This window comes from Acetobacter sp. (genome assembly GCF_022483985.1).
GTDB lineage: Bacteria > Pseudomonadota > Alphaproteobacteria > Acetobacterales > Acetobacteraceae > Acetobacter.
Map to the genome: position 1 here is coordinate 261701 of NZ_JAKVME010000002.1, position 21848 is coordinate 283548.

The 21848-nt window shown below is 54.0% G+C and carries 22 protein-coding genes; 13 read left to right on the plus strand and 9 right to left on the minus strand.

The window, feature by feature from the left end; translation table 11 throughout:
- Positions 1–181: 181 nt before the first annotated feature.
- The 6 genes from LKE90_RS12850 to LKE90_RS12875 are packed head-to-tail and all read right to left on the minus strand — an operon-like array spanning position 182 to position 6624.
- Positions 182–1705: an aldehyde dehydrogenase gene (locus LKE90_RS12850; protein WP_291494744.1), complete on the minus strand. Its 1524-nt coding sequence runs from the start codon at positions 1703–1705 to the stop codon at positions 182–184.
- Positions 1705–2520 carry an aspartate dehydrogenase gene (locus tag LKE90_RS12855; RefSeq protein ID WP_291494743.1) on the minus strand — a complete coding sequence of 272 codons (816 nt, stop codon included), beginning with the start codon at positions 2518–2520 and terminating at the stop codon, positions 1705–1707. Before LKE90_RS12855 ends, LKE90_RS12850 begins: the two co-directional genes overlap by 1 nt.
- Positions 2517–4208 carry a thiamine pyrophosphate-binding protein gene (locus tag LKE90_RS12860; protein ID WP_291494742.1) on the minus strand — a complete coding sequence of 564 codons (1692 nt, stop codon included), beginning with the start codon at positions 4206–4208 and terminating at the stop codon, positions 2517–2519. Before LKE90_RS12860 ends, LKE90_RS12855 begins: the two co-directional genes overlap by 4 nt.
- Positions 4209–4221: 13 nt before the next feature.
- The gene (locus LKE90_RS12865; RefSeq protein ID WP_291494741.1) at positions 4222–5004 is read right to left on the minus strand and encodes an SDR family oxidoreductase; all 783 of its coding nucleotides are present in this window, start codon (positions 5002–5004) and stop codon (positions 4222–4224) included.
- A gap of 9 nt (positions 5005–5013) precedes the next feature.
- Positions 5014–5838, minus strand: a complete 825-nt coding sequence (locus tag LKE90_RS12870; protein WP_291494740.1) for an IclR family transcriptional regulator — start codon at positions 5836–5838, stop codon at positions 5014–5016.
- A gap of 24 nt (positions 5839–5862) precedes the next feature.
- Positions 5863–6624: an SDR family oxidoreductase gene (locus tag LKE90_RS12875; protein WP_291494739.1), complete on the minus strand. Its 762-nt coding sequence runs from the start codon at positions 6622–6624 to the stop codon at positions 5863–5865.
- Positions 6625–6813: 189 nt separating this feature from the next.
- Here LKE90_RS12875 and LKE90_RS12880 point away from each other — a divergent pair, with 189 nt between their 5' ends.
- On the plus strand, positions 6814–8070 hold the full coding sequence (locus tag LKE90_RS12880) for an MFS transporter (RefSeq protein ID WP_291494738.1): 1257 nt from the start codon (positions 6814–6816) through the stop codon (positions 8068–8070).
- A 99-nt stretch (positions 8071–8169) separates the two neighbouring features.
- Here the strand turns inward: LKE90_RS12880 and LKE90_RS12885 are convergent, their stop codons facing one another.
- On the minus strand, positions 8170–9114 hold the full coding sequence (locus tag LKE90_RS12885; RefSeq protein ID WP_291494737.1) for a VOC family protein: 945 nt from the start codon (positions 9112–9114) through the stop codon (positions 8170–8172).
- A 197-nt stretch (positions 9115–9311) separates the two neighbouring features.
- Here LKE90_RS12885 and LKE90_RS12890 point away from each other — a divergent pair, with 197 nt between their 5' ends.
- On the plus strand, positions 9312–10265 hold the full coding sequence (locus LKE90_RS12890; protein ID WP_291494736.1) for a cupin domain-containing protein: 954 nt from the start codon (positions 9312–9314) through the stop codon (positions 10263–10265).
- Positions 10262–11083 (plus strand): alpha/beta fold hydrolase, encoded by an 822-nt coding sequence (locus LKE90_RS12895; RefSeq protein ID WP_291494735.1) that lies wholly within the window; start codon positions 10262–10264, stop codon positions 11081–11083. Before LKE90_RS12890 ends, LKE90_RS12895 begins: the two co-directional genes overlap by 4 nt.
- 7 nt (positions 11084–11090) lie before the next feature.
- On the opposite strand, the gene LKE90_RS12900 is transcribed toward LKE90_RS12895, so the two are convergent.
- Complete coding sequence (locus LKE90_RS12900) at positions 11091–11912, minus strand: IclR family transcriptional regulator (RefSeq protein ID WP_291494734.1); 822 nt, start codon at positions 11910–11912, stop codon at positions 11091–11093.
- Positions 11913–12097: 185 nt separating this feature from the next.
- Between LKE90_RS12900 and LKE90_RS12905 the strand changes: the two genes are divergently transcribed.
- The 5 genes from LKE90_RS12905 to LKE90_RS12925 all read left to right on the plus strand — a co-directional run bounded on the left by LKE90_RS12905 (position 12098) and on the right by LKE90_RS12925 (position 18499).
- Positions 12098–12325 carry a recombinase-like helix-turn-helix domain-containing protein gene (locus tag LKE90_RS12905; protein WP_291494733.1) on the plus strand — a complete coding sequence of 76 codons (228 nt, stop codon included), beginning with the start codon at positions 12098–12100 and terminating at the stop codon, positions 12323–12325.
- Positions 12326–12353: 28 nt separating this feature from the next.
- Positions 12354–13370 (plus strand): aromatic ring-hydroxylating oxygenase subunit alpha, encoded by a 1017-nt coding sequence (locus LKE90_RS12910; protein ID WP_291494732.1) that lies wholly within the window; start codon positions 12354–12356, stop codon positions 13368–13370.
- Between the two features lie 187 nt (positions 13371–13557).
- Positions 13558–14310 carry a PDR/VanB family oxidoreductase gene (locus tag LKE90_RS12915; RefSeq protein ID WP_291494731.1) on the plus strand — a complete coding sequence of 251 codons (753 nt, stop codon included), beginning with the start codon at positions 13558–13560 and terminating at the stop codon, positions 14308–14310.
- Between the two features lie 29 nt (positions 14311–14339).
- The gene (locus LKE90_RS12920; protein ID WP_291494730.1) at positions 14340–15656 is read left to right on the plus strand and encodes a glycoside hydrolase family 1 protein; all 1317 of its coding nucleotides are present in this window, start codon (positions 14340–14342) and stop codon (positions 15654–15656) included.
- Positions 15657–16240: 584 nt separating this feature from the next.
- Positions 16241–18499, plus strand: a complete 2259-nt coding sequence (locus LKE90_RS12925; protein WP_291494729.1) for a TonB-dependent receptor — start codon at positions 16241–16243, stop codon at positions 18497–18499.
- Between the two features lie 463 nt (positions 18500–18962).
- Here the strand turns inward: LKE90_RS12925 and LKE90_RS12930 are convergent, their stop codons facing one another.
- Positions 18963–19175, minus strand: a complete 213-nt coding sequence (locus LKE90_RS12930) for a hypothetical protein (protein ID WP_291501518.1) — start codon at positions 19173–19175, stop codon at positions 18963–18965.
- Between the two features lie 190 nt (positions 19176–19365).
- On the opposite strand from LKE90_RS12930, the gene LKE90_RS12935 reads away from it, so the two are divergent.
- The 5 genes from LKE90_RS12935 to LKE90_RS12955 all read left to right on the plus strand — a co-directional run bounded on the left by LKE90_RS12935 (position 19366) and on the right by LKE90_RS12955 (position 21840).
- On the plus strand, positions 19366–20004 hold the full coding sequence (locus tag LKE90_RS12935) for a LexA family transcriptional regulator (RefSeq protein WP_291494761.1): 639 nt from the start codon (positions 19366–19368) through the stop codon (positions 20002–20004).
- A gap of 237 nt (positions 20005–20241) precedes the next feature.
- Positions 20242–20412, plus strand: a complete 171-nt coding sequence (locus LKE90_RS12940; RefSeq protein WP_291494727.1) for a hypothetical protein — start codon at positions 20242–20244, stop codon at positions 20410–20412.
- 13 nt (positions 20413–20425) lie between these two features.
- Entirely contained in the window at positions 20426–20725 is a 300-nt protein-coding gene (locus LKE90_RS12945) for a hypothetical protein (protein ID WP_291501519.1), read from the plus strand.
- 137 nt (positions 20726–20862) lie between these two features.
- Positions 20863–21261 carry a hypothetical protein gene (locus LKE90_RS12950; protein ID WP_291492042.1) on the plus strand — a complete coding sequence of 133 codons (399 nt, stop codon included), beginning with the start codon at positions 20863–20865 and terminating at the stop codon, positions 21259–21261.
- A 63-nt stretch (positions 21262–21324) separates the two neighbouring features.
- A complete protein-coding gene (locus LKE90_RS12955) occupies positions 21325–21840 on the plus strand; it encodes a hypothetical protein (RefSeq protein ID WP_291492041.1) in 516 nt (171 codons plus the stop codon).
- The last annotated feature ends 8 nt before the right edge of the window (positions 21841–21848 follow it).

A 21848-nucleotide genomic window follows, 5' to 3' on the forward strand; every position in this document is an offset into this window, starting at 1 on the left:
AATATTGGTCTTTTGTGTTGGTGTCAGGGGGGAACTGTCGCTTTTTCCCTCAGTATCGGTCGTTTCGAGGATTTTCCAATAGCTAAGCCACGTTTTTATGGGTGCTTATCCCAGCGTTTGGTGCATCAGGTAATCGGGCTGTCGAGCAGAAATGACAGCCCGTCGATTTCTCCGAAGACTTTTATGATGAGGCATTCAGAGCGCTCAACCCCCACGGTATTTTTACACCGAGGTCGCTGATATAATACGATTTCTGACGCATATAGGCTTGAAGACCTTCAAGTCCTTTTTCCCGACCGATACCGCTTTCCTTGTCAGCTCCGAAAGGAGTCGAAATGGAAAATTGTTTATAGGTATTGATCCAGACAGTGCCAGCAGTAATCGCTTTGCCGACGTCCATGGCACGTCCCAGATTCTGTGACCATATCCCGCAGGCCAGCCCGTACTGGTTGTCGTTGGACATGGCGATCACATCATTCTCGTCGTCAAACGGCATGGCGACGAGAACAGGACCAAATACCTCCTCCCGACATATTGTCGCTTTATTATCGACCCCGTCTATGATCGTCGGCAGGTAGTAATAACCGCCTTTATACGCTTCTCCGTCAGGGACCATACCACCTGCGAGAACCCGACCACCTTCTGCGCGTGCGATATCCACCCACCGTGCGACACTGGCGACATGCGCAGGATGGATCAGTGGTGCGACCTGTGTGTCGGGATCAAAAGGATGGCCGACCTTCAATGCTTTTGTCGCGGCAACCAGGCGCATGAGAAATTCATTGTAGATGGAACGATGAATAAACAGACGAGATCCTGCAATGCAGGACTGACCGGACGACGAGAACATACCGTACAGGATGCCGGCAAGCGCCTGATCGATATCGGCATCAGGGAAAACGATGGTTGGAGATTTTCCCCCGAGTTCAAGCGAGACAGGCACGAGGCGCTGAGCGGCCTTGGATGCGATTGCGTGGCCGACCTTCGTGCCTCCGGTAAAGGATATCCGCCCTATTGCAGGATGGCTGACAAGACGATCGCCAATGGTCTGTCCACCACCGGGAAGAACGGACAGCAGCCCGGCCGGCAGCCCGGATTCCGCAATAATCCGGGCGAATTCCAGTCCTACGAGGGGGCTCCATGTGGCCGGTTTCAGGATTACTGCGTTTCCGGCGGCGAGTGCGGGAGCGACTTTCTGGGCATCGCTGGCGATCGGTGAGTTCCACGGCGTGATGGCTGCGACGACACCGATTGGTTCATAGCGGGAGAGTGTCATCCATGGTCCACGGGACGGCGTGATGGCCTCTTCCATGGTTTCCAGCGCCGCTGCGAAATAACGGAAAGTGCCTGCCGCACTCAAGGCCAGCGCGTAAGTTTCCCGAATTGTTTTTCCTGTATCCCGGCTCTGGATGTAGGCAATACGGTCGGCGTTTGCAGCGATGCCCTGACTGATACGATAGAGATAATCGGCCCGACGGTGTGGCAAGAGGTCTCGCCAGACTGGATCGGCAGCAGCTTTCTGTGCGGCAATCATGGCCTCATCAAGATCTTCCGGGCCAGCCTCTCGCATGACCCTGTTGAGGCTGCCGTCAGCCGGAAAACGGGATTCGATTTCCTCTCCCCGACCTTCCCGGAAAGCTCCAGCTACGAAAATGCGGCCATCGGGAAGATCGGCTGTCGTAAAATCCGTGGCAGAGGCAGGCATTACACTACATCCCTTGCGGCTGTCTGAAGTGCGGGTCTGATTGCATTCAGAATAACATTTGCGACACTGTATCCCGCTGTCAGCGAGGTTTTCGGATTATCCGGCGATGGTACGCCTTCCATACGGAAGCTGCCACGGGCACATCCTGAAACAAAGGAAATCTCATGAACATTACTGGCACATTCAGGGTCTGCGATCAGGAGAACTTGTGTATGATCAAAACCAAGCCCGGCCAGAGCCACTGTCGCGGCGACATTCGCGTTTTTGGGAAACTGTAAGGCGGCTTCCCGAGCGCTTCCCTTGAAGACGATGGCGTAATCTGTGCCTCCTGCGGGCCAGGAAGAAGGTGGCTTTCTTCCTGTATATATTACTTCGGTCAACCCGGAGAGACGTGCGGCTGAGAGGCCGTCCATTCCAGAAACAGCTCCTGTCGCAATATGGAGTTTTCCGGGATTTGTCTGAGAAAGGGATGCAAAAATATCCCGGTCTGCCAGAGCACCGACGGATGCAATCACTGTTTCGATTCCTGCTGCGAGCAGAAGGGGAACACAGGAGGCGACAGCCTGCTGTGAGGCGCATTCGCCAACAATGTCAGGTTCTGAAGCGATCAATTCTTCTAAAGTGCTAACAACCCTACTTGCAGCATCACCAGTTTTCCATTCTGTGATTGCAGTCTGTCCGGATGCTTCGCGACCCGGTCGTACCAGAACCGAGAGACGTTCTATGCGAACGCCTGCATCAGTCAGTGCCGCCACGACAGTCGCCGACATGGAGCCGGAGCCTATCAGGCCCAAATGCAGACCTTCTTTTTTCATGACACAGGTTTTCCTGCTGCGCCTGCGGGCGGACCGGCAAAGCTTTTAGCAAAAGGACCAATCTCGGTCATATCAACTTCGAGAAGAACCGGCCCTTCTGCATCAAGTGCGGTGGTGAATTCGTCACGGAATACCGAAATGTCCGAGATGCGATGATGAGGCAGTCCGACAGCAGCAGCAATCTGGCCAAAATCAGGGATTGTCGAAAGGGTGTAGCAATGTCGCCCTTCGTATTGCGCGTCCTGAATGTTCCGGATTACTCCATATCCACGATCATTCATAAGGATGAAGACAATACCAGCCTTTTCCTCAACAGCGGTTGCAAGTTCGCCGATGTAGAGCATTGCTCCACCATCGCCCACGAGGCAGACTGTGCGGGTTGCCGCACCGGAAAGTGCCGCACCGATCGCCATGGCAATCCCCTGACCGATACCACCCCCAAGGGCATGTACGCCGAGATTGGGTGAGGCAAGGTTGACGTAACGGTTGCCGAATGTGGAATTGGAAATGGTCACGTCACGGACAAAGGCCAGTCTGCGTTCGAAGACGAATTCCCTGAGTGTGTCTGCCACCGTAATATAGGGGCCAAGACCCTGCCGTAGAGCGTCCTCGCTTTTTACTCGTGCGGTGCTCGCATCATTGGCAAGAGCAGTGTCAACGTCGAGACGTTCCGGAAGTTTTTCAAGAAGCAGGGAGAGTGTTTTGGACGCATCCCCATGAATGAACAGATCGACGGGATAATTTCGGGCGCCCTGACTGGCGTCGGCGTCGATCTGGACGAGCGTACGACCAAGTCGCATTTCGTTGTTTCGGGTCTCATTGCCTCTGAGACGCGAGCCGACGATCACCATCAGGTCTGATGACTCGTAAAGCGCCTGCGCCTCCGGAGTCATATTGAAAGCACCGAGTGAACCTGCCGCATCTTCAGGGATGACTGCACGACCATTCGTGCTGGTTACCGTCGCAACACCACGTTGTAGCAGTGCGCTGGCCTCTGCGCCTGCCGCGCGAGCGCCGCCTCCAAACCAGAAAACGGGTCGCCGGGCTTTCCTGACCAATTCAGCGAGGCAGTCCACGGCGGCTTCATCCGGCGTAACACCAGCTTTTCGCGGTTTTGGCCAGACAAGAGGCACACGCGCCTCCTCTCTCTGTACATCGATTGGAATCTCGACCGAAACAGGACCGGACGGTGCAGTCAGGGCAGCCGAAGCGCCTGCCGCCAGCGTTGTAATAACGGAGGCTGCCGACCATGCGCGTAATACGTCCTTTGAAACGCCCCTCAGCATTTCAGGCTGATGGGGAACATCATGAATCGGTGCGCGATCGCGATCAACGAAAGGTCGGTCTATCTGGGTGGTGATGTGTAGCACCGGAGAACAGGCTGTCAGTGCTTCAACCTGGCTGCCGGCTGCGTTTCCTGCTGCGGTGCCTGTGCTGGTGAAGACGATACCCAGTCCGCCAGTCGTTCGGGCATAGGCATCCGCCATGTTCATGGCGCCAGCTTCACCACGCGCCGGAACGAAACGGATGCGTCCCTGACGGGCGATCGCGTCAAGCATCGGCATGTTGTGTATGGAAATCACACCGAAGACGACTTTTACACCAATTTCGGCAAGCCATCTGGCGACGAGATCTCCGACCGGCATCATCGTTGGTGTCATGCCGTTCTGTTTCGTGTCATGAATCATGCTGTGCATTCCATCAGATATGGCGGGAGAGGCCGCCGGAAATCTCGATCTGTGAACCTGTGGTGAAAGACGCTGCCGGTGATCCGAGGAAGGCGATCGCGTTGGCGACTTCTTCCGGAAGCCCAAGCCGCGCCAGGGGAATATTCTTTTTTCGGGCGAGATCAGAAAACCATGTGTCGCGGTCGTTTGATTTGTCTTCACGCGCCGCAAAGCGACGATCCCACTGTCCTGATTCAATTAGGCCTACGACAACCGAATTGACCCGGATATTGGGCGCGAACTCTCCGGCAAGAGATTTCAGAAGATTCTGCACACCGGCCCTTGCCGCTGATGTGCAGACCATATGTGGCTCCGGCTGGTAGGCCAGCAGAGAGTTGACCGCGACGATAGCCCCTTGTCCGGACGCTCTCAGCATCGCCTCAAAAGCACGAATTGTGTTGATCTGACTGAAAAATTTCAGATTCAGCTCTTCATGCCAGGCTTCATCCGTTGTGTCTGCAAACGTCGACACACGTCCCTGCCCGGCATTGTTGACGAGAAGGTCACATGCACCGCGCCAGACCGTGACGGTATGACACAGCTTCTGGACATTCGTTTTGTCCAGAATATCGCATTGCTGCGCGAGTACATCCCCATGACTGACAAGCGATGTCCGTGCCTGCTCCAGTCTGACGGGATCACGGCCACAGATTGCAACCGCCATGCCTTCATCAAGAAGCCTGCGGGCGGTCGCGAGACCTATTCCTGAACTTCCTCCTGTGACAACAGCGACTTTTCCTCTCAGGCCGAGATCCATTTTGTTCTCCTATGAGATGCTGTAAGATTTGTCGGAAGCATTTTCACGCCATCCAAGACGCACTGAAATTTCCCTGGCAGCATCCAGAACAGAGCCGACGATTTTTTTGCGGCGGCTGTCACTCATTTCAAAAAGTGTTGTCGGTCCGGTCACGTTGACGGAGGCGATCACACGATCCGATTCATCGAAGATCGGAGCTGCAATGGAGCTTACGCCGTCTGAATACAGCCCGTCGCTTTCGGAATATCCGATCTGTTGCTCACGATGCAGGGTTTCCTGAAGTGCGGTCCACGAAGAAGGCGTGCGGTTCGTGTACCGACCGAGCGGCCGGTCTTCGTACAGTTTTCTAACCTCGGCAGGATCCATCCATGCGAGAATAGCCCGTCCAAGAGTGGTGGCGTGTGCGCCGACACGTGATCCGACCGAGATGTTGCTTGCCAGCGGCACATTAGGCACACGCCGGGCCAGATAGACAGCCTCCCGTCCGTCGAGAATACCGAGATGAGCAGACAGTCCCGTTTTTTCAGCCAGTTTTGCAACAACAGGCAACGCAATACGAACAAGATCCTGACCGAAAGCGCTTTCTCCAACCAGACTGACCAGACCGATGCCGATCTGGTATTCGCCTTCACGCACAGGTTCGATGAAGCGTTCTGTCTCCAGTGTGTGCAGCAGACGGAGAAGTGTGGTCCTGCTGATGCCCAGTGTTGAGGCGGCTGAGCGGATATTAGCCAGAGATCCACCTTCTCCAATATACCGGAGAAGTTTTGCCGCACGTTGAACGGGAGGCGAAATATAGCTGCTTTCGTCGGTGTTATGTTCAGAATCGGACATACTGATGTGACCTTCCGCTGTCATTCAGATGAAAACAAAACCTGCGTTGACCGGAAGAGTCTGTCCGGTCAACGACAGAGCAGGTTCAGTCAACAGGAAGGCAACGACGCCGACAATGTCTTCAGGATTCTGTGGACCCGGTACAGCCCTGCCATTTTCATAAAGATCATGACGTTCCTGTGGAACATATTCGGTTGCTTCGGTCCGTATGATGCCCGGCGCGACGGCGCTTACGCCTATTCCACGTGGACCGAGTTCGCGCGCAAGGGAGCGCGTCATGGCGATAACCGCGCCTTTGCTGGCGATATAGGCCAGCAGACGTGGCGCCCCCCACAGCGCAGTATCAGAGGCGATATTGACGATGCGGCCGCGGGTGGAAAACAGTGGGCTGAAAGCGCGGGTCATCAGCCAAGTGCCGCGCACATTGACTGTTTGCACCCTGTCCCAGAGTTCGATTTCGATATTCTCGAAATCCTTGCCTCCGACATTGGTTGCGATGGCGCCGTTGTTCACCAGCCCGTCAATGCTGTCCCACTTGCTACGGACCGTTTCTGCAAATGCCGTAATTGACTCGGGGTCGGCCAGATCGATGCATGAGAAGTTGACTGGAACATTATATTTTGCCGCAATCCGGTCAGCAGTTTTTCCGCCTTCTTCAAGAATATCAGCCAACCATAACTCGGCGCCGGCTGCAGCGCAGGCTTCTGCGATGACTTCGCCCAGCCCGCGTGCGCTGCCGGTAATCACAACACGATGCCCGGCAAGACTGGATAATGAGACGTGCATGAAAGCAGTTCCTTTACGCCGGACCGATCTGATTTCGATTACAATATGATCATATATGGGCATATGATCCTTATTTGGGTTACTGAATCGTTTCGGTTGTGTCAAATGATCTGTGCATTGACAGTGCGACCATGACGGGCACTGATCGCGATATCGACCCGGATTCGAAACAATAAGGATTGAGGCACCATGCAGAGCGCTGATTCGGATGTCAGGAACGAGGCCTTCCGTACAACGGATACATCTTTTTCAAAAATGCCCGCTCTGCTGCCGGTTATTGCGCTGATGGCGATCACCTATGTTTTCTATGGCTGGGACCGTCTTGTCATGCCGGTCGAGCTTGTGGAATTGAGGAAATCCCTGAATCTCGATCAGCGGACAGCTGGGTTGATGGCAAGTATTTTCACACTTGGCATTGCGATATTGTCTCTCCCTGCTGGTCTTCTCGTTTCGCGTCTCGGTCTGCGTCGCGCCCTTGGATTCAGTACGCTTCTGTTTTCAACAGGAACGCTTCTTTCCGGAATTTCCTCGAATATTCGGACTCTTTTGATAGGGCGCCTCGCAACCGGTGCTGGCGAATCGGTTTTCAGCATCGCGTTGTTCATGTTCATTGTCGCGCTGTTCCCCCGCTGGCGCGGAACCGCGATTGGAGGCGCCACCACGATCTTCGGTCTCAGTATGTTTGTGGGGCCACGTGTCGTGCTTTTTCTTCAGCATCTGGGTGGTGGGGACTGGCGGTTTCCATTCAAGCTGATGGGGATGTTCGGAGTCGTCGCCGGATTTTGTCTGCTGTTTTTGGTTCCCAGACGATTGCAGGCTGAGCAGGTGGAAACTGCTACAGAGAAAGACTGGTCCTGGCTATTTACGCCTGGATTACTGTCGACCTATGGGCTGGCAGTTGTGAATGGTCTGTGTTGCTATGCCTATATGTCGCTGTTTCAGACTTATGGACGCATCGGGCATCATCTGACGCCGGAACAGGCTTCGGTGGCCTTCGGCTGCTTCGGCATCGGTAATATTCTTGGCGGCATCCCGATCGGCCTGCTGCTGGATCGCACAGACCGGCGTGCGGGGGTTGGAATCCTGTCCGTCCTAACCGGGGTGGCCGGTGCAGTCCTGTTCCTTTGGTCCCTGCACCCGCTGAGTGCGATTGTACTTTCCTTGATCTATGGTATCGGTGTGGGGGGTGTTTACGGCAACTGTTACGCCCTTTCACGTGAACAAGCTCCGGCGGCCAGAGCTTCTCTCGCTATTGGTGTGCTGCTCACGGTCTATTATATTGGGGCGTCAGTCTCGGGATATATCTTTGTCGCCGTGATGGGGGATGATTTCTCTTCCCACATGCGGGGTGCTTTGCTGATGTTTTTGGTGCCCTATCTTCTGGCGGGTCTGGTCATGCTGCTCGTTCGTTATCGGGCTGGTAAGACTGCTTTGGCCGGAGACTGAAAAGACAGATCCGGCCACGGTAATCATAACGAATTTCCGAGAAACATCTGGCTCGGACAAAGAAGCAAGATTCCTTTGTCCGGCTTGATGTGTCTCATGTTATTTGTGACCCCGAGAGCTATCCTCGGCTTTTATTTTCTGACGTCGTGTGGTGCCGTCTATGCCGCCTGCAACAGCCCATTCCGCGAAATTTTCCGGACGGCGTTCCCATATCCGCGGCTCCCAGGCTTCGGTGCAGTAATCTTCATCAGCATAATATTCGAGCGGTGCTGCCAGAGGGTTTTCAAAATACCAGAAATATGCTGATGAAATCGGGTGCCGTCCCGGTCCGATCTCGGTGTTCCAGCCTTTGTGCGACATTGCGAGACCGCCTCCAACGACTTCATGAATGTCGTTCAGGGTGAAGGCGACGTGATTGATGCCAGCCTTGCCCGGACGGTTCAGGATAAAAAGATTATGGTGTCCGCCCCGAATCTGACAGCGCATGAAGCAGCCGTGATTCGGATACTCATCGCTCACAACAAAACCGAGCTTTTCCGTATAGAATGCTCGCATGGCAGCGAAATCGGCGGCGAACAGCACGATGTGACCAATCTGGATCGGATCGGCCTGCGTAATGACCGGCCCGCGTTTATCTATCCGATGGTAGGCTCCGGGAGCGTTCGGCATTGTCGGCGTGCCTGTCACGGGATGACGACGCGTCACCCTGAACGCAAGAGACAGACCATTCGGGTCGGAAACACGAGGCAGCCCATCAATGCCGATGGAGACAGCATCGCCAAAACACATCAGGACTTTATCAAGTCCAGCCTGATTGCTTACACCCCACACGACTTCCCGAACAGTATTGCCGCCCTCGATTGCGGGGGGAAGATCCAGTGCATCAGCCGGTTTTACGATGACCTCGCAACCATCACGTGTTTCAAAAATGAGCTGATCTGGTGCTGTTGATTTCTCATGCAGTCCCCAGTCGCGCATAAAGCGCAATGAGGCGTCCATATTCTGCACACCGAAAATTACGGCGTCGATGCCATATAAAGCCATAACGATCCTCTTGAGTTTCATATATAAAACAAACGGAGGGTTTCTCTCCGGTATCTTGTGCCTTTACACTGATTACTGCGAAAATAATCGATATTACAGTTATATTTTTTCTTGAATTGCTGGAAACGTTTGTAATATGAAATGATCATTGCGAATAAAATATGGCGTGCGATGCGTCACCTCATCAGGAGCTTTCCATGTCGGGGCTTAAAGAAAACAACTCTTCACTCAATCAGGACTTTCGTCGTCATCTCCTGAAATTTACGGAAAAGACTTTTGACTGGGATGCGTTTCCGTCCAATCGTGGTTTTGCTGACCTTGAACGGGCGCAGATGCGGTTTATCGGATCAGGGGGTTCGCCGAAAGTCAATGACAGTGAAACGCTCAAGCCGGAACACTTTACGCTGAGCCTGATCTACAAACATCCTGGAAAATATGCTGCGTGTCACGCGCACGAGATCGAGGAAGCCTTCCTTGTGCTGGATGGCGTGCTCACCGTGGGTTGGGAAGAAGACGGGGTCGTGGTGGAAGCACCGCTCGGCCCAAAAGACATGATCCTGAACGCGCGTGAAATTCCACATGGATTTCGTAATGCTGGTGTCACACCAGTCACAATGTCGGTCATGGTTGGGGTCGGCAAACCTCTGCCGCCGCGTTATCTTTATCACCCGAAGGATGTGGACGCAGATCTGGCGGCCTCCTTTGGCGCACGGGATGGTCAGGTTCTGAGGGTTGATCCGGAAGGGCAACATCCTCTCCAGCGCATGATGGCGCATTATGTTGTCCGTTATGACGAGCAGCCCACCGAATGGACGGCTGCGGGTTTTGGCAGGAAAATCTATGTTGGAGAGGGAGGCGCACCACCTTCCACAGCCCGCAAGGAGATGTTTCTCATCCCGCCCGGCATCGGTGTGAAGCCCTATACGCGTACCTGTGAGGAAGCGTGGCTGGTGCTTGATGGTCATATCACCGTCGGCTGGGAAGAGGAGGGCAAGACGATCGAACGTCAAATCGGCCCAAAGGATGTGTTTGTTTCTCCCGCGGGCAGAACGCGTTATTTCCGCAACGATGAGGCGAATGCAGCAACTATTTTCGTCGCCATAGGCTCGCCCCTTGCCGGTGATCCGGATTATCAGCCGATCACGGCATGACCGCCCCGCATTCAGCCATATCGCACACGACCCCGTCCGGTGGCGTCCTGACCTGGCTGGCGGCAGGAAATCCTGACGCGCCCGCTCTGGTTCTGCTGCATGGGATCGGGTCGGATGCCATGCTCTGGCAAAAGCAGATTTCTGCCTTTGCTCCTGATATGCGCGTCTTGGCCTGGAATGCGCCGGGTTATGCGGGAAGCTCGCCGTTACCAGATGATGTTTCCCCCGGTGACGCGGATGTTTGGGCTGCTCAGCTGGCACAAGGGTTGGATGCGTTCGGTATCAGCCGGTGTGTGCTGGTGGGGCATTCGCTTGGAGCGATTACGGCGGCCCGTTTCGCCGTCACGTCGCCCGAAAGAGTTTCTACTCTTGCTCTGTCCAGCCCGGCGCGGGGTTATGGGCAGGAGCGAGGCACTGATCTGCTGCCTGTCCTGCAGGCGCGGATTGACGATATTCGTCAGTTCGGATCAGCAGGAATGGCGTCGCGCCGTGCTCCGCGAACTCTGGCTCCGGGAGCATCGACAGAGATGCTCGCGGAGGCGGAGGCGGCGATGGCGCGAGTCTCGGTGGCGGGATATTGTGATGCCGTGCACCTTCTTGCTTGTGGGCGTCTTGTTGAGGACCTCATTCACTGGACTGGCCCACTCCATCTGATAGGTGCTGCGGAAGACGTTATTGTTCCTGTCAAAATCGTTCAGGAATTGGCAATAGCTTTTCCCCAGGCCCGACTTCATGTCATCGAGGGCGCGGGACATGCTTCCTATCTGCAGGCTCCGGAACAATTTCAGGCTGCATTGACCGATGCGCTTTCTGTCTGAAGCCGCCTCATCCCTGATACCCCAGCGCCACCGAAATTTCTTCGGCTGCGTTTTCCACGCGCACGCGCACGATGTCCTCCAGCACCGCCCGATCATACGCCTCCAGCGAACAGATGGCATTGACGGCAGCTTCGGCGATTCCGGCGCGATTCCGGACAGGAGCAGCGATACTCGCGACATCCGGTTCGAAATAACCCCAACTCGCCAGACTACGTTGCGGGCGGTCGGCTTCAAGCTGGGCCACCAGCGCTCCCAGATCGGCAGGAGTTGCATCCGTGTAAATGGGGAAATCGTATCCATCGTAAAGGCGCACCACGTCCGCCAGAGGCATGTGCGAAAGCAGGGTGCGGCCAATGACGGTCGCGTGGGCCGGAAGTCGCGTGCCGACACCGATCAGACTGTCTACACGTGCCGCTCCCAGACAACGGGCGATATAAACCACATCCGTTCCCTCCCGCACGACGAGGTGAGTCGTGCAGCCCGTCTCGTCCCGGAGTCGTTCGAGAATGGGGGTGGCAATCTCCCTCAGGCTGCGGCCGGAGAGGGCATTGTAACCCAGTCGCAGCACGCGGTTCCCAAGCCGGAACGTCTTGCGTGCGGGGTTGCGTTCCAGATAGCCGGCTGCTTCCAGCGTGTGGAGCAGTCGGAAAACAGTCGCACGGGGAAGGCCTGTGTCGCGAGCGATTGCGGCGAGGCTCTGCTCCGGATTGTTTTCGGAAAACCCCTCAAGGATCGCAAGACCCCGGATCAGGCCGGGGACGATATAGCGATCTCCGTCCGGCGTTTCATCGGCGGTTTCATTGCTGTGGTCATGAATCATGGCATTCATTTTACGCAGGGATTTCCGTTCAGGAAAAGGTTGCATGATGACGCAAACGCAGCAGACGACTCTTGCCTTTTCTATTATGGTATCGTAACAATGACCTATATTGATCATGTAGACCATATATGGTCAAAAAGGTGTTCATGCTCGGTGGAGCAGGCCGGGATTACCCCGTTCAGGAGGACCGTACGATGAAAAAGCCTTTTGTTCCTTACAATGAAACCTGGCAGACTCGTACACACGAGCCTGATCCGTATGAAAACATGCTTGGTGACGTGCTGGAGAGCGCTTTTGTCCGCGGGGCGACAACGCTTGCGGAGATTATCTCTGTAATGACCGAACGCGATATTCCGGCACCCGATGGCGGCAGCTGGACCGAGCGTTCCCTTGCCGATGAACTCGCCCGGCTCGCGGACTGAGAGCCCATTTCAGGAACAGGAATCCGTCATGACCATTTCCGCTGACGCGCTCGAAACCAGACTACGCACCGGTCTGCGAAACCAGTGGTATGCTGTGATACCGTCAAATCAGGTTACAGCAACACCCGTTTCCATCTACCGCTGCGGTTTTCGCATTGTACTCTGGCGTGATCATGCCGGACGCGCCTACGCCCTGGAAGATCACTGCCCGCATCGCGGTGCGCCGCTTTCGCAGGGAACGCCTCTCGGTAACAAAATCGCCTGTCCCTATCACGGTGTACAGGTCGATGCGGATGGTATTGCCGTCAAGGTGCCCGGTGCTCCGGGATGCCGTCTGGAGGGCATGCACGCGACGCGTTCCTTCCCGGTTGAGGAACGCGGTGGTGCGGTCTTCCTGTTTGTCGGAGAGACGAAGGATACGCCGCCGACCCCGTTGCGTGTGCCGTCGGAGCTGGAAGATCCTGAATACAGCCATTTCCTGTGCTATACCGAATGGGGCGGCGATTATCGTTATGTGATCGATAACGTCATGGATCCGATGCACGGCACTTTCCTGCACCATCATTCTCATTCGATGTCGGAAGGTGAGGCGACTGCCAATTTCCAGATTGTGGAAACGGAACATGGATTTGTTTTTGAGAAAGATGGCCAGCGTGACGTCAATTTTGACTGGACCGAGTTCATCGATATTGGTTCCATATGGCTCAAACTTGAGATCCCTTATCCAAAAACAGGTGGTCCGGGCGGCAACTTCATGATTCTCGGAAGCTGTTCGCCCATGCAGGACGGGTGGAGTGCAGTTTTCTTCTGGCGACTGCGCAAGGTTTCAGGCTGGCAGCGTGATGCCTGGCGTTTCCTCTATCGGAACAGGCTGGAAGGACGGCACTGGCATGTTCTCGAGCAGGACCGGGTTCTGATTGAAGATTACGAACCGGGCGCCAATCAGCGGGAGATTCTTTATCAGCATGATGCGGGCCTTGTCCGTCTGCGTCGATATCTCAAACAGAAAGCTGAGAAACAGCTTGAGACATTAGCTCATGCCTGATCTTCTTCGCGTCCGTGCCTGTGTACTGAAGTGGGAGGCAAAGGATATTGTCTCCCTTGAACTCCGCGCGCTGGATGAAGGTCCGCTGCCCCGCTTTACAGCGGGGAGCCATATTGACCTTCATCTTCCGGCTGGCGTTATCCGCAGCTATTCGCTTAGTAATGATCCGGCGGAAACTGATCGCTATGTGGTTGGTATTGCGCGAGATTCTGCAAGCCGTGGTGGGTCGCGTTATATTCACGAGACGCTACGGATTGGTGCCGAATTCGATATTGGTGGACCACGCAATAATTTTGAACTGAATGAAACCGCACAGGATCATGTTCTGATCGCTGGCGGCATCGGTATCACTCCCATGATGTCAATGATGCGTCGGCTACATGCGCTAGGTCGCCGACCAGTGCTTTATTATGCTGTGCGAGACCATTCCCGTCTGGCCTTTTCTCGTGAGATCGATGCGATAAGTCGTGAGCATGTCTATCATATTGATAGCGAAACTGGCACGCCTCTCGATATCGCCTCTATTGTCAGCGCCCATCCTGACGCGGATTTTTATTGCTGTGGTCCGGCTCCGATGCTGGCCGCTTTTGAAGATGCGACAGCTCATTTGTCTGAGGAGTGGGTGCATCTTGAACGTTTCGCCGCGGCTCCTGTTGTCAAACCGGATACTGAAGCAGGTTTTGAGGTCGAGTGCGTGAAATCTCACAAGGTTTTTGAGATTCCTCCAGATAAGAGCATTGGTGATGTACTGGAAGGCGCCGGGATTCCGGTTGCACTTTCGTGCCGTGAAGGGATCTGCGGCAGTTGTGAGACGCGAGTTTTATCAGGTGTTCCGGAACACCGAGACAGTGTGCTGAGTAAAAGTGAAAAAGAAAGCAACAAGACCATGATGATCTGCGTTTCACGCTGCCGTTCTGGCAAGCTCGTGCTTGATCTGTAAATATTCCATGGGGACAGAGGAGAGACGCATTGTCTGCACTGACACGCCGTGGTTTTCTGTCCGGCACAGCTTCTGGTCTACTGGCCCGAACTTCTTCCGCCTGCGCTGAATCCCGCTCCGGCAATCTGACACTCCCTTTTCTCTGGGGGGCGGCAACAGCCGGCTATCAGACGGAAGGCAACAGCACGAATGCCGATATCTGGTTCCTTGAACGAATGGCGGGAACTGTTTTTAAAGAACAGAGTGGTCAGGCCGATGATTTCTATACCCGTTACCAACAGGATATCCTTCTTCTCGCCTCACTTGGTCTGAACTCTTTCAGATTCTCCATTGAGTGGTCACGCATTGAGCCTGAACCTGGTGTTATCTCTCATGAGGCCATCGCGCATTACCGAAACATGCTGCGGGTCTGTCATGAGCATAATCTGATTCCCTGTGTGACATACAGTCACTTTGCCTGCCCCCTCTGGTTTGCTGCCCGCGGTGGATGGGAAGCTCCAGATGCAGCAGATCATTTTTTACATTATTGCGAGCTTGCCTCACGGTCGTTCGGAGATCTGATCGGCACGGCATCTGTTTTTAATGAGCCTGATCTGCACAAGCTCATTCTTCATGGCAGCCCTCTGAGTGATCGGAAGAAGGTGACCATGCTGGCACAGGCGGCAAAAGCCTGTCATTCCCCGACATTTAGCTATTATCTCTCGGGAGATCCGCAGCGCGTAGAGATAGCGATGATCAGCGCGTATCTGCGGGCATATGATGTGATCAAAAGTGGTCCCGGTCGGTATCCTCTAGGCCTGACTCTTGCAATGACTGATGATCAGGCTGTTGGCGATCCGCTCATGCGTGACCGGAAACGCGCTGAAATTTATGACGCGTGGTTGTATGCCTGTCGAGAAAAGGGTGATTTTATCGGCGTGCAGGTTTACACGCGTAGCCTGACGGGGCCGAATGGTGCTGTAGCGCCTCCAGCGGGTTCACGCTCTACGACCATGGGATGGGAATTCTATCCGGAATGCGTCGAAGGGGCATGTAGCTATGCCGCGTCCGTTTCGCAGCGTCCTGTCATCGTGACGGAAAATGGCATTGCAACGGATGATGATTCTGAAAGGCAGGATTACATTCGTCGCGCAGTAGAGTCTCTTGATCTCGCGATCGCGGACGGAATAGATATTCGTGGATATTATCACTGGTCATTTCTGGATAGTTTCGAATGGGCAGCCGGGTATAGACCGCGGATGGGACTGGTTGCAGTCGATAGGCAGACAGAAGAACGGATGCCAAAGCAGTCTGCTTTTCTGCTTGGCAGTATGCGTCCCGACAGGTCTGTAGCCTGGAAGCTTTGATGCATCATGACGTAATCTCAGTAAACGTCATTTGAGTTCGTTTCTCTCTATGAGTTTTCAGAGCAATATCTTTTCATTCATATATGCATTGCGAATCCGTATCGTAATTTCTTCTGTGTCTTTTTGAACACAAAAGAAAGAAAGTCATTGAGGTGTATTCCGGGAGCGCCTTGTGAAAAGAGAAGATATTTCTTTGTCATCACAAGGTTTATATCGTTGTTGAGCTTTTCCTGCCCAGAAGATTTCTATGAACAGTGTCGGAAAATACTCCCGAGACACGACATTTCGTTGACAGAACGTTTTATCCAAATCTATCCTGTTATGGACATATGATCCAAATATGAACACGCGCACTTCACATCTTATTTGACGAGGCGATGATGACATTCCGCACACTGCCACGCCGCTCGCTGTTATCCCTGACAACAGGAGTGTCTCTTATCTTGACCGGTGCGTGCCTCGCCAGACCAGCCATCGGGCATGCTGCGACAACAGGAAAGCACCGCACGGTAAAAGCTGTTTCCAAATCAGGCTCTCAGGCGGCCCCTGCAGCTCGACCTGCCTCCCGTCCACGGAAAACATCCATGGAAGCACGGGGTGAAGAACAGATTGTCGTGAAATCGAATGTGCACCATACGCCGAGCGGCGTTACTGGTAGGGATGTTGGAGGTGGTCTGATGAAAAAGCAGACCTCCACCGTTGCCGTCAGCACGGTTACACGTGATTTCATTGCGGCTCAATCACCGGCATCATCATCTTATGAATTGTTGCGGATGGTTCCGGGTACCAATGTTGCCATGTCGGATCCCTACAACATGCAGTCAGGGAACTTTATTGTTCGTGGATTGAATGGTGATGAGATTGGCTTTTTGATGGAAGGCGCACCCCTCAATAATGTGGGCACTTATGTGACTCTTCCATCTCAGTATCCGGATGGTGATAATATTGATTCTGAAACGCTTCAGCCTAATACAGTCGATCTGACGGCTCCCATGATAGGCGCGGCTGGTGGTCTTACAAGTATGACGCTCCGTGCACCGTCCGATAAATTCGGGGGGCAGGTCAGCGCAACATTTGGATCCTATAACACGTACAGACAGTCGGTCCGTATTGACAGTGGTTTGATCGGCAACTCCGGTGTGAAATTCTATGTCGGATACTCACATCTTCTTGGTGATAACTGGAGAGGACCGTCTGCACCATATCACCGGGATCACATTGATTTTAAACTACAGAAAGACTGGGGTAAAATAGGAACATCAAAACTGGTTGTTTCCTATACCGATTACCAGCTTGATATGCTGACCACGCCGACCCTGGCTCAATACAGGGCTGACGGAAAAAATTACAATTACACCAATAAATTTACGGGAATAAACACTACATATTATAAGCTTCATGGCGAAGCGGCTGGCACTATTATCGTCAGCGCCCCGACCAACCTGAGTTTATTGAATAACTCACTCAAAGTCGATATCACTCCATACCTTTATCATTCTTGGGGTGGGTTTGCTTACGGAAGTGTACTGCCGAATTCAGGAAGTGCGTTCTATGGCAATATACCGGTCTCACTGGATATGTCCGGTGTTCCCTCTCATGGCGCTTCAACGGTGGTCAATGTCCCGACTGTTTTTGATATTGAACATCCAGGCATAAACACTGTGGTTGCATGGAAAAAGGGTATCAATACTTTAAAAGTAGGTTACTGGTTTGATTATACGCGTCAGAGCTATGAAACGACCTATGGCGGGGTGAGCGCTTCCGGTGCACCGCTTTCGCTTCTGGGCAGTTACAGCACCAATGCGCGTCTGAAGAATGGCACGGAATATAAGTCCACTGACTGGCTGACTACTACTTATACCCACGGACTTTATCTTGGTGATGAAATCAGAGCTTTTAATGACAAGCTTCTGGCCGAGGCTGGTGTCAAACTTGTATGGATCCACCGTCCAGGAGAAAATAATCTTCCGGGTCCCCAGTCTGATGTCGGTCAGAATGCATTCCAGGTTACGCCTCAGGTTGGGTTCCGTTATCAGTTTACGCCAGAGCATCAGATATTCCTCAGCGGAAATACGGCTTTTCGTATGCCAACTGCAAACTCCATGTTCAACAGCTATAACGGTGCGACCGGTAACCTGCTGATTGCTGGCAACAATCAACAGAAAAATGAGTTCTCGATATCTGAAGAAATTGGCTATCGCTATACAGGAAAAGAGATAATGGCGACAGTTTCTTTCTTTAATTACAATTTTACAAACAGACAGATTTCTACGGCTGCTATCATCAATGGTGGTTCCGTGAACACGTTCATCAATGCTGGTGGAGAAACCGGTCGTGGTGTTGATGTCGAGATCGGAACCCGTCCCTGGCATCATTTCCGTCCATATCTGTCAGGAGAATATCTGCGTGTGACGACAGACAATAATCTGCAGGTAGGCAATGATTATCTGCCAACAGCCGGAAAAATCGCGGTCCGAGCACCGAAATGGAGTGCGTCATTGGGTCTGAATTATGATGACGGATCTCTGTTCGGAAACGTCAACCTGAAATATATTGACAGCCAGTATTCAACATTTATGGATGACCAGTCTCTGCCAGCGCATACCAACGTGGACCTTGCTGTCGGATACCGTTTCCGTTCTTTCTCTTATATGAAACAGCCTGAATTTCGACTGAACATTCAGAATCTGGCGGGTTCCACCTATCTGAGCGGTAGCAACTCGGTGACCGGTGCAGCACATGCCACGCGTGGTATCCACGGTACTATGATAGCGGGTTCTGATCCTACTTATTATCTCGGAGCCGGGCGGGCATTCATTGGTACATTTACAGTCGGGTTCTGAAATTTTGTCTGAAAATTCCCTTTGTCGTCCGAAAATGAATAGCAGAGAGAATTTCATAGTTTTTCAGAAGTGGGATGGATTATGTCCCCTTGTCCTGTGCATGAAGGGTCAGATTGTTCGAAGACGCGATGTAAGTCTTCCATATATGTAGGTCGACTGCGGGAAGACTGAGGCGTGTCATCAGTTAACATCTGACGCTATGAAGCTTTTACTGCAACCTGATCTGTGATGTTTTCTCTTTTTTTGTCGCGTGGAAAGATATAAATGCAACGGTATGACCTGAGTAACAGCCAGTGGGAGCAGATACTTCCCTAAAATTGTTATGGTGATCCCTGAAGTCAGTTCCTAACACTTCAGCAGATCGCCGCTATCTATCCTTTCCCTTTTATGCAGTCCAGTATTTCGTCGTATAAAGCAGAATACTCTATCCCGCTCACAACTTTCCGATCTCCCGGCAGATCTGCTACAACCCGGCCATCCTCTGCTGAAGCACGGCGCCGAGCACCATCACCCCCTCCAGCAGCCTCGCCCCTTCGCTGTCAGCCTTCAGGCTTTCCAGCCGCCCGCGCAGCAGGGCATGCTCGATTTCGATCAGAAGCACGTCATGCAGTCCGGCATGGAGGTCCTCGAGACCGGGGGCGTGCGCGGGCGGTGGCAGGAGCGGATCTTCAGGCATGATAATCCCTTCGACAGAACGCCGTTTCTGTGCGAGGATCTGACCATGACGAGTGACGGGTCCCGCAACATTTCGATTCACAGAACTACGTTTTTCCGACTTACATATCAAGCGGAAATCCGTGTAGCGTTCTCATTTTGTGATGAGGACAACAGGCGTGGCCCGCAAACGCAGACAGAAGCGCAAGCTCATGGATGAACAGATCCGCCTGATGCGCGAGCGTGGCGAGCGTCTCCGTGAAGCCGCCCAGAGCATCGGCATCACCCACGCCGCAAAGGCCGCCGGCGTCCCCTACACGACCCTGCGGGATTATATGAATGGTGGCGAGATGAAGTTCTCCGCCATCGCCTCACTGGCCCGCGTCTGTGGCGTCTCCCTGGACTGGCTGGCCTTTGGCAACGGTGCCGGTCCGGGAACTGACAGTCCGGACGGAGCAGCCAGCATCACCCGACAGATTGTCATTCCCTGGCACGACAATCACGAGGACGGCCTGCGGATCAGTCGTGACTGGCTGCAGAGCGCCATCCCCCGTGATCTCTCGGCCCTCTGCCTGATGACCAGCGAGGGCGATGCGATGGAGCCCACGCTGGCCTCGGGCGATCTGGTGATCGTCGACCGTAGCGTGACGACCATCACGGCCAGCGCCCTCTATGCGCTGGAAAGCAGCGGCACGCTGCTGATCCGCCGTCTCGATCCCCGTCTGGGCGGTGGCGTACGGGTCATAGCCGACAACCACCGCTACCCGCCGCAGGATGTCGAAGAAAACCAGCTGGGCTGCTTCCGGCTGCTGGGTGAAGTTGTGTGGACCGGCGGCGTGCCCCGGCCGTAACGACCCAGCCGGAAACGACCGGCGAAGAGCTGACTGTCAAGAAATACGATATGTCGTATTGACGGCAGGCGATATCTCGTAAATTATCCCTCCCATCAGGCATGCAGGGCCAGTGCTTTCCGCCCTTCTGCCATCGGGAGGTCATGATGGTGTCTCTGTCAGTTTTCGATCGCACAGCCTGTCGGATCGCGTCGTTCAGCGTGCTTCCTGTCCGTTATGGCGCAGGAGCATCCTGACATGCTGCTTCTGACAGCCCTTGTCTTCGTCGTCGTGGTGGGCGGGATCATCCTGCTGGTGTACCTGAATAAATTCAGCGACTGGCTCATAACGAGTGATGTCCTCTCTCCGAGCCTCATCATGATCTGCTCCTATCTCGCGTGCATGTTTCTGTTCCACCGTCATGACTGACCGGGAGAGCACGATGCCCCTCAATGATACCATTCTGCAGCCCGGTGAGAGCGGCGTCGATAAAAAGGCTGCCCGCCTTGCCGCCTATGAAGAAGAATATGGCGCGGAAGAAGCCGCAAACCGCAAGGAGCTTCGTGACATGACGTTGTTCTGTGCCTGCGTCTGCGTCATCTGCGGGATCGTCATATCGATCCCCTTTCATCCGGTCATCGTGTTCTGTTTCGGGCTTGCCGCCTGGGTCTATCCCCGCAGGCCGATGCTGGAAAAATGCAGGACCGCAGAAGAACGACGGAAATTCTACGGGCTCGACTGAACAGGTCCGATTCAGAAACCACTTTTACTGACGAAATCAAATAAAGCCGCCCGAATACAGTTGATGAGACAGACACACATCCAACTGTCTCCAATATCTGGTCTTTCCATCATCTCACAACAAAGGAAAATACCTCCATGTCCTCACGCTCGCTCAAAATGCTCGGCGGTGCTGTTTCCCTGACAGCCATGATCCTGCTGTCCGGCTGCGCCACGGAAGGCAACGAAAGCCTCAAGAACGAAACAGTGACCTCCATCGACCAGAAGATTCAGGATGGTGTCACGACAAAGGCCCAGATCCGGGCTCAGTTCGGCGTTCCCCGTGAAAGCTCGTTTACCGACAGCGGCCACGAACAGTGGCGCTACTCCTTCACCAACGCCTCATCCGACGCGGCGAACTTCATCCCGCTGTATGGCGATCTCCATCAGGGCACACACGGCACCGAGAAAACCCTGACCGTTCTCTTTAACGGTGACGTCGTCTGGCATCACACGATGAATGCCTCGGCGGTCAAAACCGGAAGCGGCGTCTTCTGAGCCCTCATCCGGCATCCCGGATGCCGGGTGACATCTGCCTCCTCCATGAAACGGACTGCCTTCATGAAACCTTTCCTGTCCCTATCTCTGTTCACCGCCCTGTCGCTGCTCACTGTTTCTGCTCACGCTCAGGCGGCCAGTCAGAGCGACAGACAGATGATTGCGCACGCCCACTGGCTCAGCGCAGAGCAGGCCCGACCGGCCACATCCTCGGATACCGCCACCCTGAAGGCCGTCCTCGACCTCACAAAAACAGCTGGACAGTATCACGATCTGTGTGGGACACGCGTGACACCCAAAATCCTGTCTCTCGATGTCGGCGGTGCTTCCGGCATCCTCACGGCGGTCATCGAAGAAGATCCGGCCTGCTTCGGGGGTGATGGCGCCCGCTACACCCTTCTCGACAAAACACGTCATGTCGTATGGCAGAACTCTGCTGCCGCCATTGCCATTCTGGAAAGCCGTCATGACGGTGTTCACGATCTGAGTTTCGGTGGACCGGGTCCAAAGACACCTGTGTGGAGCTGGTCGACAGCCAGACACGCCTATCAGTTACGCGTCGTCATCGACACAGAATAAAAAGAACC

What these genes read in the sequence shown, in the direction of transcription:
- LKE90_RS12945 (WP_291501519.1), top strand. Translation starts at nt 20,426, where the DNA reads ATGCCCCTCAATGATACCATTCTGCAGCCCGGTGAGAGCGGCGTCGAT.
- LKE90_RS12875 (WP_291494739.1), bottom strand. Translation starts at nt 6,624, where the DNA reads ATGCACGTCTCATTATCCAGTCTTGCCGGGCATCGTGTTGTGATTACC.
- LKE90_RS12930 (WP_291501518.1), bottom strand. Translation starts at nt 19,175, where the DNA reads ATGCCTGAAGATCCGCTCCTGCCACCGCCCGCGCACGCCCCCGGTCTC.
- LKE90_RS12925 (WP_291494729.1), top strand. Translation starts at nt 16,241, where the DNA reads ATGGAAGCACGGGGTGAAGAACAGATTGTCGTGAAATCGAATGTGCAC.
- LKE90_RS12950 (WP_291492042.1), top strand. Translation starts at nt 20,863, where the DNA reads ATGTCCTCACGCTCGCTCAAAATGCTCGGCGGTGCTGTTTCCCTGACA.
- LKE90_RS12880 (WP_291494738.1), top strand. Translation starts at nt 6,814, where the DNA reads ATGCAGAGCGCTGATTCGGATGTCAGGAACGAGGCCTTCCGTACAACG.
- LKE90_RS12955 (WP_291492041.1), top strand. Translation starts at nt 21,325, where the DNA reads ATGAAACCTTTCCTGTCCCTATCTCTGTTCACCGCCCTGTCGCTGCTC.
- LKE90_RS12860 (WP_291494742.1), bottom strand. Translation starts at nt 4,208, where the DNA reads ATGATTCATGACACGAAACAGAACGGCATGACACCAACGATGATGCCG.
- LKE90_RS12865 (WP_291494741.1), bottom strand. Translation starts at nt 5,004, where the DNA reads ATGGATCTCGGCCTGAGAGGAAAAGTCGCTGTTGTCACAGGAGGAAGT.
- LKE90_RS12870 (WP_291494740.1), bottom strand. Translation starts at nt 5,838, where the DNA reads ATGTCCGATTCTGAACATAACACCGACGAAAGCAGCTATATTTCGCCT.
- LKE90_RS12900 (WP_291494734.1), bottom strand. Translation starts at nt 11,912, where the DNA reads ATGAATGCCATGATTCATGACCACAGCAATGAAACCGCCGATGAAACG.
- LKE90_RS12890 (WP_291494736.1), top strand. Translation starts at nt 9,312, where the DNA reads ATGTCGGGGCTTAAAGAAAACAACTCTTCACTCAATCAGGACTTTCGT.
- LKE90_RS12855 (WP_291494743.1), bottom strand. Translation starts at nt 2,520, where the DNA reads ATGAAAAAAGAAGGTCTGCATTTGGGCCTGATAGGCTCCGGCTCCATG.
- LKE90_RS12910 (WP_291494732.1), top strand. Translation starts at nt 12,354, where the DNA reads ATGACCATTTCCGCTGACGCGCTCGAAACCAGACTACGCACCGGTCTG.
- LKE90_RS12905 (WP_291494733.1), top strand. Translation starts at nt 12,098, where the DNA reads ATGAAAAAGCCTTTTGTTCCTTACAATGAAACCTGGCAGACTCGTACA.
- LKE90_RS12895 (WP_291494735.1), top strand. Translation starts at nt 10,262, where the DNA reads ATGACCGCCCCGCATTCAGCCATATCGCACACGACCCCGTCCGGTGGC.
- LKE90_RS12885 (WP_291494737.1), bottom strand. Translation starts at nt 9,114, where the DNA reads ATGGCTTTATATGGCATCGACGCCGTAATTTTCGGTGTGCAGAATATG.
- LKE90_RS12935 (WP_291494761.1), top strand. Translation starts at nt 19,366, where the DNA reads ATGGATGAACAGATCCGCCTGATGCGCGAGCGTGGCGAGCGTCTCCGT.
- LKE90_RS12850 (WP_291494744.1), bottom strand. Translation starts at nt 1,705, where the DNA reads ATGCCTGCCTCTGCCACGGATTTTACGACAGCCGATCTTCCCGATGGC.
- LKE90_RS12940 (WP_291494727.1), top strand. Translation starts at nt 20,242, where the DNA reads ATGCTGCTTCTGACAGCCCTTGTCTTCGTCGTCGTGGTGGGCGGGATC.